13 protein-coding genes are annotated in these 14,047 nt (G+C 65.5%); 7 read left to right on the top strand and 6 right to left on the bottom strand.

The annotated features are described in order from the left end of the window. Nucleotides 1-125 precede the first annotated feature (125 nt). The 3 genes from AX702_RS24275 to AX702_RS09245 form a co-directional block, all read right to left on the bottom strand. On the bottom strand, nt 126-371 hold the full coding sequence (locus AX702_RS24275; protein WP_443026291.1) for a Rap1a/Tai family immunity protein: 246 nt from the start codon (nt 369-371) through the stop codon (nt 126-128). A 90-nt stretch (nt 372-461) separates the two neighbouring features. After that, complete coding sequence (locus AX702_RS09250; protein WP_231731799.1) at nt 462-1,394, bottom strand: DUF1259 domain-containing protein; 933 nt, start codon at nt 1,392-1,394, stop codon at nt 462-464. A gap of 17 nt (nt 1,395-1,411) precedes the next feature. Continuing rightward, entirely contained in the window at nt 1,412-1,747 is a 336-nt protein-coding gene (locus AX702_RS09245; protein ID WP_066778720.1) for a Rap1a/Tai family immunity protein, read from the bottom strand. A gap of 115 nt (nt 1,748-1,862) precedes the next feature. Here AX702_RS09245 and AX702_RS09240 point away from each other — a divergent pair, with 115 nt between their 5' ends. The 7 genes from AX702_RS09240 to AX702_RS09210 all read left to right on the top strand — a co-directional run bounded on the left by AX702_RS09240 (nt 1,863) and on the right by AX702_RS09210 (nt 11,396). Then, entirely contained in the window at nt 1,863-2,822 is a 960-nt protein-coding gene (locus AX702_RS09240; protein ID WP_231731798.1) for a chromate resistance protein ChrB domain-containing protein, read from the top strand. Between the two features lie 12 nt (nt 2,823-2,834). Further along, nucleotides 2,835-4,064, top strand: a complete 1,230-nt coding sequence (chrA, locus tag AX702_RS09235; protein ID WP_156444652.1) for a chromate efflux transporter — start codon at nt 2,835-2,837, stop codon at nt 4,062-4,064. 90 nt (nt 4,065-4,154) lie between these two features. Continuing rightward, on the top strand, nt 4,155-4,850 hold the full coding sequence (locus tag AX702_RS09230; RefSeq protein WP_066778718.1) for a DUF2490 domain-containing protein: 696 nt from the start codon (nt 4,155-4,157) through the stop codon (nt 4,848-4,850). A gap of 571 nt (nt 4,851-5,421) precedes the next feature. Continuing rightward, on the top strand, nt 5,422-6,654 hold the full coding sequence (locus AX702_RS09225) for a TolC family protein (RefSeq protein ID WP_082731069.1): 1,233 nt from the start codon (nt 5,422-5,424) through the stop codon (nt 6,652-6,654). After that, nucleotides 6,654-7,886, top strand: a complete 1,233-nt coding sequence (locus AX702_RS09220) for an efflux RND transporter periplasmic adaptor subunit (RefSeq protein WP_331710390.1) — start codon at nt 6,654-6,656, stop codon at nt 7,884-7,886. The genes AX702_RS09225 and AX702_RS09220 overlap by 1 nt, the downstream gene beginning before the upstream one ends. An 8-nt stretch (nt 7,887-7,894) precedes the next feature. Further along, nucleotides 7,895-11,032 (top strand): efflux RND transporter permease subunit, encoded by a 3,138-nt coding sequence (locus AX702_RS09215; RefSeq protein WP_066760061.1) that lies wholly within the window; start codon nt 7,895-7,897, stop codon nt 11,030-11,032. A gap of 13 nt (nt 11,033-11,045) precedes the next feature. Continuing rightward, entirely contained in the window at nt 11,046-11,396 is a 351-nt protein-coding gene (locus AX702_RS09210) for a DUF3147 family protein (RefSeq protein WP_066760081.1), read from the top strand. 273 nt (nt 11,397-11,669) lie between these two features. Here AX702_RS09210 and AX702_RS09205 read toward each other — a convergent pair whose 3' ends face one another. The 3 genes from AX702_RS09205 to AX702_RS09195 are packed head-to-tail and all read right to left on the bottom strand — an operon-like array spanning nt 11,670 to nt 13,967. Then, the gene (locus tag AX702_RS09205; RefSeq protein ID WP_066760062.1) at nt 11,670-12,077 is read right to left on the bottom strand and encodes a hypothetical protein; all 408 of its coding nucleotides are present in this window, start codon (nt 12,075-12,077) and stop codon (nt 11,670-11,672) included. Then, nucleotides 12,074-12,268 (bottom strand): hypothetical protein, encoded by a 195-nt coding sequence (locus AX702_RS09200; protein ID WP_024310657.1) that lies wholly within the window; start codon nt 12,266-12,268, stop codon nt 12,074-12,076. The genes AX702_RS09205 and AX702_RS09200 overlap by 4 nt, the downstream gene beginning before the upstream one ends. 1 nt (nt 12,269) lies before the next feature. Then, entirely contained in the window at nt 12,270-13,967 is a 1,698-nt protein-coding gene (locus AX702_RS09195) for an ATP-binding protein (protein ID WP_066778715.1), read from the bottom strand. Nucleotides 13,968-14,047 lie beyond the last annotated feature (80 nt).

The following is a 14,047-nucleotide window of genomic DNA, read 5'->3' as shown; positions in this document are numbered from 1 at the left end:
CGCTCGCCGACAAATAGCGCGATCAGAATGCCGCCACTTAGCGCGAGCGTTTACAGCCTTTGAAAAGCCGTGCGGACGCGAGAGTGTCACAACCGTCCGTTGTGACACCAGAATCGCTATCGAGGTTAGTTCGACCGGCAGGGCCATGCCTCGCTCATTGCACGCTCCGCGCCCGCCATCATGTGCTGGTCATGAAAGTACGTGTTGGAATCCGCCCAGCGCAAATAGGCGGTCCGTAACCGATGACGATTGTAACGAGGTGGATCACAGACCCTCTGCTGAGCGATCATCATGTCAACTATGCCCTGGAGGTAAGCTCCGCAGCCCGGCTCGCCTGCCCGGCAGCTCGTGAGCAGCGCCAGACCCTGCATATCGCTTGGTGTTTCGTCCTGAGCGATCGCCCCTGTAGGCGCCAGCGCGGCTGCGGTGAACAACGCCGTCCACCAGTTCCGTGTCATAGGTTAGCTCCGTTGCACATTGGTTTTGTCCATTGCTGCACGGAGCCCGCGTGCGAGCTTCTGGGCGTCGTCACTCGCCCAGAAGTGCATGAAGAAGAGCCGCGGCTGGTCATCCAGCATGTGATTATGGAGCGCGGTCACCTCGATGCCACCGGCGCGTAGCGCGCGGAGCACGGGATCGACCTCGGCGGCGGTAAGCACGAAGTCGCCGGTGATCGCCGCCCGGCCGGAGCCAGTCGGCTGAAAGTTGATCGCGGTCGCGGTGCCCATGGACGCTGGGGCTGGCATACCGCCGTCGCTCAACTTCTCTGCGCGCGGAAAGCTGAACTGATACACGCCGCCGTTGGGTTTGCCCTTGCCATCCATCAGCCGGTCGAGGGCGGCCGTGTCGAGGGCGATTGGCGGCGACGAGCCCGCGCCGGCAGACGGCGGCTGCGAGTCCCTTGACGGTGCTGTCATCGGTGTCCGGCTGGCGGCGAGCGCTTCGCGGAGGGCGGCCGCGAGCTTCACCGGGTCACCATGTCCGCCGATGTGCATGTACATGGTCGCAGGCGCGGAACGGAGCAGATGGTTGTGGAGCGCGGTGATGGTGAAGCCGGATGCCAGCAACCGGCTCATGACCGGATTTACTTCCTCATGCGTCAGCACGAGGTCACCCATGATCATTACCTGGTCGCCCATGGGGTGGAACGCCGCCCAGGAGCCGAGGGCGAGCGCCGGCTTGATTGTCACACCGTCGAGCCGGACGTTCAGATCGCTGCGCGGGAAGCCGTACCGGCGAACGCCGTCGGGCTGCGTCGTTCCAGCTCGGCCGAGGCTCTTGTCCACGAGCACCCACCTGTCGCGGTTCGCCTCGGGCGGTGTCGCTTGCGGGTTTGTCTGCGCGGCGACTGGCGCAGCGAGCGCCATCGCAAGCGGGAGCAACAAGTGACGCAATGCTTCTCTCCTCTATCTCAATTGGTTCGTCGGCATGAGAAATGCCGATGCAGCGCCATCGTGACGCCGGCGAGCCGGGGCAGGTTGCCTGCGTGACGGTTCTCTGCAGCCCACGCCAGGAAGATACGGCTCAGCTCGCCCCATCGGACGCCTCGGCCGCGGATTTCGGCTTCGCTGCCGCCATTGCCGAAAGCGGAAAGCGTCTCGGCGGCACCAGCGATATACGCCTCGCACCGGCCGTTGGCCTTCCTGTTCGTCTCGTCGGAACACGTCCGGTAGAACTGCCCTACCGTCTCATAGCGCGGTTGGGCCGGGGCAGACGAGGCCGGTGAGCACGCCAGGCATTCCAGCATGGCGGCAGAACCTGATCCAACGGCACGCATGGCGCGTCTCCTCCCCCAAGTTTTAGCTCGTCCAAATAAACGATACAAGTGTACGTTCGTTCCGTTGCTATGTTACAAGTGCTCCATGGCTGATGTTTCCTCGCCTGAGCCGCGCGACTGGCTGCTGCTGATCCCACAGCTTCCGTCCAAGCCCGCCTATCTGCGCGTGCGGGTATGGCGGCGCTTGCAGGCGATGGGAGCCGCCCCGCTCAAGAATGCCGTCCACGCCCTTCCTGCTGGCGACAACACTCGCGTGCTCTTCCAGGAACTCAGAGCGGAGATCACCGCCGGGGGCGGCGAGGCGCTGATCCTGGAGGCCCGGCTGGTCGAGGGGATAGTTGACGCGGAGCTTCGCGCCGTGTTCGACGCGGCCCGCGACGCGGATTACGAGGAGTTGGCGCGCGAGGCGCGGACGATCGTTGAGGCGGCATACGTGTCGTCAGCCGACGTCCGGCGCCTGCGTAAGCGCCTGGACGAGATTGCAGCAATCGACTTCTTCGGGGCGCATGGGCGGCAGGCGGCGGATGCCGCAATAGCTCAAGCGGAGGGTCGCGCCGGCCGCCACCCGGACGTCAGCGGGCAGGGAGCGCCGGAGCTGGCGCCTGCGGAGATGAAAGGCCGCACTTGGGTCACACGCCGTCACGTGCATGTCGATCGCATCGCGTCCGCTTGGCTTATCCGCCGGTTCATCGACCCGAGCCCCAGCTTCAAGTTCGTGGATGGTAAGGGCTATCAGCCTGAGCCCGGCGAGCTTCGCTTCGACATGGCGGACGCGGAATTTACGCATGAAGGCGACCGCTGCACCTTCGAAACGCTGACATATCGGACAGGGCTCGACGGCGATCAGGCGCTCGTTGCGCTTGCCGAGATCATCCATGACCTCGACATCGCCGACGACAAGTTCGGTAGGCCGGAGACCGCCGGCATTGCCGCGCTCATCAATGGCATCTGCGCGGGCACCGGCGACGACAACCAGCGCATCGTCCAAGGGTCGGGTGCACTCGATGGCTTTTACGCACATTTCAACAAGCGTCGCGGCACATAGGGGAGCGGGATAATGGCGAGCATTGCACATATCGTACCGGCAAGCACGACCCCGGAGGAGGCACGTCCGCCCGAGTTGAGCTATCCCGCGCTATTTTTTCGCTTCTTGCGCTTCGGCATGATGGCGTTCGGCGGACCCGTGGCACAGATCGCAATGATCCGGCGCGAGCTGGTGGACGAGGAGCGTTGGATACCCAGCGACCGGTTCAACAAGCTCCTCGCGGTCATGCAGGTGCTGCCCGGGCCGGAAGCGCATGAACTCTGCGTCCATCTCGGTACCCGCGCCAAAGGGCGACTGGGCGGCCTTCTGGCAGGGTTCGGCTTTATGTTGCCAGGCCTGGTGTTCATGCTCGCGCTTGCCTGGGCGTACACGCGGCTCCCGATCCAAGGGACCGTGTTCGGTGCCATCTTCCTGGGCGTCCAGGCGGCCGTCATCGCGGTTATCGTGCGCGCGATCCACCGCATCGGCGAGCACATCCTGCTCGGACCGTGGCTGTGGGCGGTCGCCATCGCGGCCGCAATCGCGTCGCTCGCCGGGGTCAGTTTCTGGATCGTGCTTCTCGCCGCCGGAGCAGTCTATGCGCTCGGTTCGACCGGCCGTTACGCATTTGCCGCGGTTGCGGTCGCGCTCGCGGTCGGCGCGGCGAGCCTGACGTGGACGGGCGGCACTGCCCTGACGGGGGCGACGATCGGCGTGCAGGAAGCTGCTCCTACGGTCATCGCGCTTTTCTTGGCGGGGTTGAAGGGCGGCCTGTTGACCTTCGGTGGGGCTTATACGGCGATCCCGTTCATCCGAAATGACACCGTGGGCCGGGGCTGGATGACCGATGGGCAATTCCTCGATGGCCTCGGTCTATCGGGCATCCTGCCTGCACCGCTCGTGATCTTCGCGACCTTCGTGGGCTGGATCAGCGGCGGGCTGGCCGGCGCGCTGGCGATGACGGCCGGCATGTTCCTGCCCGCCTTCGCCTTTTCGCTGCTGTTTTACGATCGACTGGAAGCTGTCGTCGAGCACAAGCGGCTCCAGCTATTCCTGGCTGGAGTGGCGGCCGGGGTTGTCGGCCTGATCGTGGTGACGGTGATCGATCTTGCCCGCACCACGGCCACGCGGACACCGAATCCGATCGCAACCGTGCTCATCTTCGCTGTCGCGCTCGCGGTCATGTACCGCTGGAAAAGCAAGCTCGCCACACCCGTCGTGCTCGCGATCGGGGCTGCGGTCGGAGCATTTGCCCTGAACTGAAGCATAGCGGACCGACAGTAATCGCGCGCCTCAAACCAATGTCGAAACAGTCATCCCGGCTCGGGCAAGGCAATGAAGGGTAGCAGTCAAATGGATATGCCGATCGTCCGACACATCCCGCTTCGTCTCGCCTGTCTGGCGAGCGCTATGATCGGTTCTCCCGCCCAGGCGCAGGACGACACGCAGGCCTGGGGTTCGGTGATTGCCACAGGACCGGTTCGGGGCGACCTCTTCGTCTGGCTTGAGGCGCAGGCGCGTGCGACCGATGACGTCGGGGGAGGCAGCCAGTTTATTGTACGGCCCGCGATCGGTGCGCGGATAGCGCGCGACGCTCATGCCATCGCGGGCTACGCCTATATCCGCACCGACCCGGAAGGCAGCCGGACCACGAATGAGCACAGGCTCTGGCAGCAAGTGCAGTTCGCGGCCGTGCGGAACGGTAACGGCACCCCCCTGATCATCAGTCGCACGCGGCTTGAACAGCGGATGCTGGAGGGACAGGACGATACCGGGTGGCGGTTGCGACAGTTCGTCCGGCTGCAGGTGCCGATCGCACGCCAAAGAACGGTGCAGGCGGTCGCCTTCACCGAAGGCTTTCTCAACCTGAACTCAACGCGCTGGGGTGCGCGTAACGGCGTGGACCAGTGGCGCACCTTCGTCGGGATAGGCGTGCCGGTCGCACCTCGGATGCGATTGGAACCGGGCTATCTGAATCAGCACGTCTTTCGGCGTGGAGAGGACCGGACCAACCACGTGCTGAGCGCAACCCTTTTCGTCGGGCTTTAGCCGATCAAATCGGAACGGAGACAAGTGAGGGTCAGGCTACGGCTCTGATGCGCAGTCTTTGCCCAGTGTCTCAACCGCATGGCCGAGACACCAGGCTCACGACCGCAAGGTTGTTCAATCCGGCTCCGGATGTTACGCAACCGGGATGCGGCAGTGCCTCGCCTTGTTAATGCTCTGCGTCCTGCTTCTTTCTCACGGAAGCATGGGCGAGGCCGTTCCGCATCTCCATGCCCATGACTTCGCGCACGTCGATGTTCATCATGACGATGAAGCTGTCTCACACGATGTTGGCGAGACTGATGTGGAGATTGCGGATGCAGCTGACAGCAACCGGTCGGATGATGGCACGGCTATGGCTGCTCACGTCCACGTCACTGGCGATCTCAGCCGCCCTACGGAATGGCGGCGCGCGCCTCTGATCGGCGTTGGCCCCGAACTGGTGATGGCGTCCGTTCCCGCTCTACCGTCGCGCGGTGTCCCGCCCCTGCTGGAACCACCCTCCGCCTAATCTTCGCGTTCGCGCGCCCTGATGTGGGCCGCGCTATGTCGTTAGGATCAGGAGTATCATTCCATGTCATTCTGTTTGCGCGCCGCCATCATGGCGGCGGCGTTGTCGTCCGCGACGGTCGTTCACGGCCAGACGCTGACGCTGGAGGATGCGATCGTCCGCGCGATCGCCGCCTCACCGCAAGGTGCAGCGACGGCCGCGCGCACCGACGCGCTCACCGCTGCCCGCGCGGGTGCGGATACGCGACCGGCTGCGTCGATCGACGTGCTGGCCGAAAACTTCGGCGTCGGCGGCGATGATCTGAACCGCCAGATTCAGATCGGCGCGACCTATAGCCAGCGGATCGAGCGCGGGGGCAAGCGCGCCGCACGGGTCGCGGCGGCCGATGCCGATCTCGACGTGGCGCGTGCCGAAGCCATTGTGCGCCGGCTTGAAACCGCAACGGCAGTGCAGCGCCTGTACGTCGAGGTGCAGGCGGCGGAAGCCGCGATCGGCATCGCGCGCGAGCGCGTCGCCATCGCCGAGCAACTGGCGCGCGAGGTCGGCCGCCGCGTCGCCGAGGCGCGCGACCCGCTGTTCGCCGGTACGCGCGCAAAGACGCAGCTCGCCGAAGCCAGCGTCGATCTGGATCTGGCCGAGCACGCACGGGACGCCGCATTGAGGCGGCTGACGGCGTTGTGGAGCGGGGAGGCCACGGGCCTAATCGTGACAGCTGATCGCTTTCTGATGCTTGAACCCGCGCCGGGTGCGCTTCAGCCCGCTGCCGCCGATCTAGCCATTTTTGAGGCACGGCGACGCCGCGCCACGGCCGGACTGACGCTGCAACAAGCAGGCGCGCGCACCGATCCGACCTGGACGGCAGGGCCGCGCTATATCGGCACGGGCGATGTGGCCGTCGTAGCGGGCGTGTCGCTGCCGCTCGCCAACCGCGGCCTGAACCGCGCAAACATCGCGCGCGCGGAAGCCGAAGCAAGGCAGGTCGAGGCCGATCTTGCCGTGGAGCGGTTCGGGCGGACCCAAGCCATCGCGCTCGCGGCCGAAAAGGTCGAGGAAACGCGCCACGAGGTCGAGGCGATCAGGGATCGGGTGGTGCCTGGCGCTCAGCGGACGCTCGCCGAAGTCCGTGCCGGTTACAACCGCGGCGGGTTCACCTTCCTCGACGTGTCCACGGCGCAAATCGCGCTCCATGAAGCGCGCGCCCGCATGGTCCGCGTCGCCGCTCGTCACCACGAAGCCCGTGTCGATCTCGATCGGCTCACCGGCCGCTTCGCGGCCCTTGCTCAAGGAACACAATGATGCGGACGCTCACGCTCGCCCTGCTCCTCGCCCTGCCGCTCGCCGCCTGTGGCGAAGGAGCCGGGAACACCACCGCAGAACAGGAAGCGCCAGCAGCCGGCGACTATGAACGCGGCCCGCACAATGGCCGGATGCTCCGCGACGGGGATTTCGCCATCGAGATCACGGTGTTCGAGGACGGCGTACCACCTGAATACCGCCTCTTCGCCTATCGCGACGACAAGCCGGTCTCACCTGCTCAGGTCCAGGCGAGCGTCACGGTTCGACGTCTCGATGGCGAGGTCACCACCTTCGCGTTCCAGCCCGAAGAGGATTATCTGCGTGGACAAGCCACGCTGGTTGAGCCGCATAGCTTCGATGTAGCGGTCACCGTCAATGAGGGCTGGCGTCGGCACGCCTGGAAATTCCAATCCTATGAGGGCCGCACGACGATCGCGGCTCCGGCCGCGCGCGCCGCGAACGTCGTAACGGCGGTCGCCGGGCCTGCCGAGATCGGCGAGACGCTGGAGATCGTCGGCCGGGTCGAACTCGATCCCTCCGCCAGTGCGGATGTTGGTGCGAAGTTTGCGGGGCGCGTTGTGTCGGTCCACCGGAACGTCGGCGATCGTGTCGGCCGCGGCACGCTGCTGGCGCGCGTCGAAAGCAGCTATTCGCTCCAGACCTATCCCGTCACCGCGCCGATCGCCGGCGTCATCACGCAGCGGAGCACCAATGTCGGCGATGTGACCGGCGATGATCCGATCTTCGTCATTTCCGACCCCTCGCGCACGGTGGCGACGTTCCCGGTCTTCCCGCGGGACATCGAACGCATCCGCCCGGGGCAGTCGGTGCAGATCCGGGGGCTGGAAGGCGAGCGAGCGCAGGGATCAACGATCCGTGACTTCCTGCCCCTGGCCGACGTCCAGACGCAGACGGTGACGGCCCGCGCGGGCCTGCCTAACCCGGGTGGGTTCTGGCGGCCCGGCATGGCGGTGCGCGGGATCGTCACCGTCGATCGCCGCACCGTGCCGCTTGCGGTGCGGACGGAGGCGATCCAGCAATTCCGCGATTTCCGCGTCGCGTTCGCCAAGATCGGCGACACCTACGAGGTGCGGATGCTCCAGCTCGGCCGCGAAGGGCCGGAATGGACCGAGGTGCTGGGCGGGCTGAAGCCCGGAACGACCTACGTGGCGAAGAACAGCTACGTCATTAAAGCCGACATCGAAAAGTCCGGCGCAAGCCACGACCACTAGGGATCGTCATGCTCGAACGCATCATTCGGCTGTCGATTCGGCAGCGTTTCGCCGTCCTCGCGATAGCCCTTCTCCTCGCCGGGCTAGGCGTATGGGCGTTCGGTCGGCTCAAGATCGACGCCGTTCCCGACATCACCAACGTTCAGGTCCAGATCAACACGGAAGCACCCGGCTTCTCGCCGCTTGAAGCCGAACAGCGCGTCACCTTCCCGGTCGAGACGGCCATCGCCGGCCTGCCGGGGCTGGAATATACCCGCTCGGTTTCGCGCTACGGCCTTTCTCAGGTCACGGTCGTGTTCAAGGACGGGACCGATATCTACTTCGCGCGCCAGCTCGTAAACGAGCGGCTGCAAGGCGTCCGCGGCACGCTGCCCGCCAACATCGAACCCGAGCTGGGGCCGATCGCGACCGGCCTTGGCGAAATCTTCATGTACACGGTTGAGGCGCGACCCGGCGCGGTCAACGACGCGGGCAAGCGCTACACGGCGCAGGACTTGCGCACGCTGCACGATTGGGTCGTGCGTCCCCAGCTCCGCACCGTTCCGGGCGTCACGGAAGTCAATTCGGTCGGCGGCTACCGTCGCGAGTATGTCGTTGCATCCTATCCCGAACGCCTCGCGGGCTTCGGCCTGAGCGTGTCGGACCTGGTGGCCGCGCTGGAGAAGAACAACGCCAATGTCGGCGCGGGCTATATCGAGCAATCCGGCTCGCAATATCTGATCCGCATTCCGGGGCAGGCGGCGAACGAGCGCGAGCTGTCGGGCATCATCGTCGCCTATCGCCAGAACACCCCCATCCGCATCGCCGATGTGGCCGATGTGGAAATCGGCTCGGAGCTGCGGAACGGCGCGGCGACCAAGGACGGCCGCGAAGTCGTGCTCGGCACCATCTACATGTTGGTGGGTGAGAACCCGCGCAACGTCAGCGTCGCGGTCGCCGAACGCCTGGAGGCGGTCAACCGCTCGCTGCCGGGCGGGGTCGTGGTCAACACCGTCTATGATCGCTCCAAGCTGGTCGAGGCGACGGTCGGCACGGTCGAGAAGAACCTAGCCGAAGGCGCGCTGCTCGTAATCGTCGTGCTGTTCCTGCTGCTCGGCAACATCCGCGCGGCGCTCATCACCGCGGCCGTCATCCCGCTATCCTTCCTGATGACGATCACCGGCATGGTGGCGTCGGACACGTCAGGCAATCTAATGAGCCTGGGCGCACTCGATTTCGGGCTGATCGTCGATGGCGCGGTCATCATCGTGGAAAACTGCCTGCGTCGTTTCGGCGAGGCGCAACACCGGCTCGGGCGACTACTGGAACACGAAGAACGGTTCAACCTGGCCGCGTCGGCCAGCACCGAAGTGATCCGGCCCAGCCTGTTCGGCATCGCTATCATCACCATCGTATACCTACCGATCTTCGCGCTCGAAGGCGTGGAGGGGAAGACGTTCCACCCGATGGCGTTCACCGTCGTGCTGGCGCTCACGGCCGCGCTGCTGCTGTCGCTCACCTTCGTTCCCGCCGCGGTCGCGACCTTCGTTACCGGCCGCGTCGATGAGAAGGAGAACCGCGTCATGCGCGCGGCCGGGCGCGGCTATCGCCCGCTGCTCGATTGGGCGCTGCGGATGCGAGTGGCGGTCGTCGCCGGAGCAGTCGCGCTGGTCGTGGTCAGCGGCTTCGCCGCGCCACGCCTTGGATCGGAGTTCATTCCCAATCTCGATGAAGGCGATATCGCCCTCCACGCGCTTCGCATCCCCGGCACAAGCCTCAGCCAGGCGGTAGCGATGCAATCGGCGCTCGAACGCCGGATCAAGCAGTTCCCGGAAGTCGAACAGGTGTTCGCCAAGATCGGCACGGCCGATGTCGCAACCGATCCCGTTCCGCCCTCTGTCGCCGACACGTTCGTCATCATGAAGCCTCGGGACCAGTGGCCCGATCCGCGCAAGCCCAAGGCGCAGCTCGTCGCCGAAATGGATGCGGCGGTGCAACAGGTGCCCGGCTCGCGCTACGAGTTCATCCAGCCCATCCAGATGCGGTTCAACGAGCTGATCGCCGGCGTTCGTTCGGATGTGGCAATCCGGGTCTATGGCGACGACCTGGAACAACTCGCGGGCGTGGCGGCAAACGTGCTGGCCGTCGTCTCGGGCATCGAAGGATCACAGGATGCGCAAACCGAACAGGTGACGGGCCTGCCGTTCATCCAGATCCTGCCCGATCGGTTCGCGCTAACCCGGCTCGGCCTCAACATCGCAGACGTGCAGGCCGTGGTTGCGGCAGCGACCGGAGGAACGCAGGCGGGACAAATCTTCGATGGTGATCGACGCTTCGATATTGTCGTGCGCCTGCCCGAACGGCTGCGCCAAGACACGTCCGTCCTTCAGCGCCTGCCTATCCCGCTGCCGAACGGCGCGGGGTCGGTGCCGCTGTCTGAGGTCGCCACGATCGAACGCACGACGGGGCCGAACCAGATCAGCCGCGAGGATGGCAAGCGCCGGGCGGTCGTCACCACCAATGTGCGCGGACGCGATCTCGGCTCATTCATCGCCGAGACGCAGGCGCGGATCAGTCGGGAAGTGACCCTGCCAGCGGGATACTGGATCGACTATGGCGGCACGTTCGAGCAGCTTCAGTCCGCATCTACCCGGCTGAAGATCGTCGTGCCACTCGCGCTGCTGCTGATCTTCGGGCTGCTGGTCGCGCTGTTCCGGTCGGCGAAGGATGCGCTCATCGTGTTCTCGGGCGTGCCGCTGGCGCTCACCGGCGGCATCGCGGCGCTGCTGCTGCGCAGCATCCCGTTCTCGATTTCGGCGGGTGTCGGTTTCATCGCGCTGTCGGGCGTGGCTGTCCTGAACGGGATGGTCATGCTCACCTTCATCCGCCAGCTCCGCGATGAAGGAACAGACCTTGATAACGCGGTCCGCGAAGGCGCGCTCACCCGGCTCCGGCCGGTGCTGATGACGGCGCTGGTGGCAAGCCTCGGCTTCGTGCCGATGGCGCTCAACGTCGGACTTGGTTCCGAAGTCCAGCGTCCGCTTGCCACGGTGGTGATCGGCGGAATTATCTCATCGACGCTGCTAACGCTCCTGGTGCTGCCGGCGCTCTACCGGATCGTTCATGGTCGGCGGCACGCTCCCGCTCCGCGCAGCGCCACGGTTTGAGAGGAACATCATCATGCTCTATCTGGCGGCAAAGGCCCTTATTTCGGGCATCATCATTGCGGCGGTGTCAGAGATCGCGAAGCGCAGTCCCAGCTTTGGCGCGCTTGTTGCGTCGCTTCCGCTCGTGTCGGTGCTCGGCATGATCTGGCTGTGGCGCGACACGCACGATCCAGTCGGTATGGCGGCCCACGCCCGCGCGACCTTCTGGTTCGTGCTGCCGTCCCTGCCGATGTTCCTTCTGGTCCCTGCGCTGCTGCAACGCGCTATGCCGTTCTGGCTGGCGCTGAGCGCTGGGTGCCTGCTGACGATCATGCTCTACTTCATCATGATGTGGGCTGCTTCTCGTGTCGGACTACGGCTTTGAACGGAACGCCTTGCACAGCATCATAACCTGAACGCTTTGACACAGCGCACCGGCAGTTTTCGAGCCTTCCGATCCTGAAAGCTGACCGGGAGGAAAGTCCCCAAAGGCGCCACATGCCGGGCATTCGCTCCGCCAGTCAGTCGCCGCCGCAACAGCTAATCCTATCGTTTAGCGCTTGCCCGCCGATGAGGGGCGCTCACCTCACGGATCCCAATTGGAGATCGTAGCGCTGAAGTGAAGGAAGGACAGGCCGGGCGCCACCAGCTTTTTGGATTAGCGCGTCGCCCGGCCTGTCCTTCCTTCACAAGCTAACGGGACACCGGCTGAGCCCAGACCTAAGCTGCAACTCGACCCGCCGAGCGACTTGCTCGGCAGCGTGGCGTTGGTCAGGCACATCTCGAGGATGCCGTAATAGGGCGGCCAGTGCTTGAATCGCCTCGGGACATAGCTGACCAGCTCGAACCGGATGCCGCGATCGCGCATCCAGGGCCGGATCACGTCGAGATATTCGTAAGTGGCCGGTTTCTCGACCGAGGTATCGGCGGTGAGCACCAGGTCGGGCGCTTCGCCGCGCGCGTGCTTTTCGATCAGCAGCGCGGTGCTGTCGACGCCGATGCCGTAGGCCAGCACCACTGGTGGTGGCGGCGGCAGGGGCGCGACCGGAACTGCCGCGCCGGTCATGGTGCATCCTCCGGTTCGAGATAGGTGTCGTAGGGCGCACCGGCAGACTCGACCCAGCTACCTTCCTCGTCGAGGTTCTCGATCCGTGCGAGCAGCGCCTCCTTCAGCTGGCGCGCGTCGACGTCGTGGCCCTTGTCGTCGTTCGAGACGAGGCTGAAGGCGATCGTATAGGCGTGGTTGTAGCGTGCCATGTCACGCGCCCTCCGCTGCGGCCTCGGGCGCGGCAGGCACCGCGCGGGCCGTTATCGTCACGTCGAGCCTGTCGCGATCGATGACGACGGTGACCGTCCGGTCCTCGGGGACGAGGAAATAATGCCCCGCCAGCTTGTCGCGAATGCGGTTCTCAAGCGCGGCATCGTCGCCTTCGAGCAGGCCGATGATTCGTTCGGCGGCATCGGCCTGGAAGCGCTCGAGCTGCGTATCGTAGCTGTCGGCATCGCTGTCGTCGCTGGCATAGAAGATCGCGCTTTCGAGGATGTCGGCGACGCCGAGCGCGGTGATTTCGCTGCCCCGGCGGACGAAGACGGACGTCTCGTCGACCGAGTTGCACGACCATTGGTCGGGTGCGAAGGCGACATCCGCGTCGGTCGATACCTCGATGAATGCGCCGGCGTGGCTCATCGTCGCCTCGAGCGTGATAGCCTCGACCCAACCGTTTTCCGCCTCGGCGGGCGCTTCGCGGCTGTCGGAGACGATGAAGGTGCGGTCGCCCTGGGTGACGCGGAACCGCATATCCTCGACACGGGCGAGGATATCGTACCAGCCATAGCCCTTGAACGCGTCCTGGGCCTCGACCAGCGGACCACCGAACGGATTATGCTTCGCGATCGCCGCCTGCGCGGGTTGGCCGATCAGCGCATCGAAGTCGGGCATCAGCACCATGCCGGTGTCGGTCACGCGTGCGCCGCTCTCGTAGTTGCGCGAGCTGTCGGCCGCATAGGCGGTCCATGCGAACAGATAGGGCTCGGCTTCGGGTAGTGCGATACCGAGCGAGCGCGCCTCGCGCCAGTCATGCGCCGACAGCCGGTGCGTCCCCGCGGCCTCGATCGCGCGGTAGATCGCGAGCCGGACCGCATCGCGCAGGGCGGCGATGCCGGTGTTCTCGACCACTTCCTTGCGCGCCGGGAGGACGAGCTGGATTTGCGGCGCGTCGAAGATGTCGACCCGCGCGATCCAGTGGCCGCCCCGGTCGACTTCCTGAACATACGGCAGGTCGCACGGGATGGTCAGCCCGTGGAAGTTGAGGCGTCCGTCGCGCGAGGAATAATGCGAGGGGTGTTTCTGGAACACGCCGATGCGCACGCCGTACCATTCCTCGACATGGACCGCGTCCTTCAGCCAGTCCTCCTGCGGAAGGACCGCGCCGTTCCAGGTCACGGGAACCGGATAATGTTTGGCGGCGCGGGCCACGTCGCGCTCGAGCGTCTTCAGCCACTCGTCGGGCACGCGCACGGTGATCGCGGTGCCGCGCATGATCGGATCGGGTTCGATCGCGATCGGGCGGCTCGTCTCCCACGCCGAGGCCGGGATATGCGCCATCCAGCCCTGGCGGTCGGGTTTCGAGAAGGAGCGGATGATGACGTCGCGGCCTGCGAGGCTGAACACGCCCATGCCGGCGGGATCTTCGGCGCGGCGCGTCTCGTCGGACCAGCCCGAGCGGCCGAGCGTGACGATGCTCACCGGATCGGCGATGCCGTGGCCGTCATCGGTGATTTGCAGGAAGCGCTCGGCGCCGGCGCCGTTCAGCGCGAGCGCGACGCCGGTCGCACCGGCGCGGCGCGCGTTCTGGAGGAGTTCGCAGATGACGTCGAACGCGGTATTGTTGAACAGGCGCGTGACCTTGGCGATCGTCTCGGGGGCGACCGCGGTCGCGATGGTGGCGGGAATCATGGGAGTGCGCTCCTGGAAAAGGGCTCAGGCGTCCGTCACGCCTTCCCTCCCCGCTCCCTCTCTCCTTCATCGGCGCATCG

Origin of the sequence: Sphingomonas sp. CCH5-D11 (genome assembly GCF_001557395.1) — a bacterium.
Lineage (GTDB): Bacteria > Pseudomonadota > Alphaproteobacteria > Sphingomonadales > Sphingomonadaceae > Sphingomonas.
This window is presented reverse-complemented; position numbering and strand designations above follow the sequence as displayed.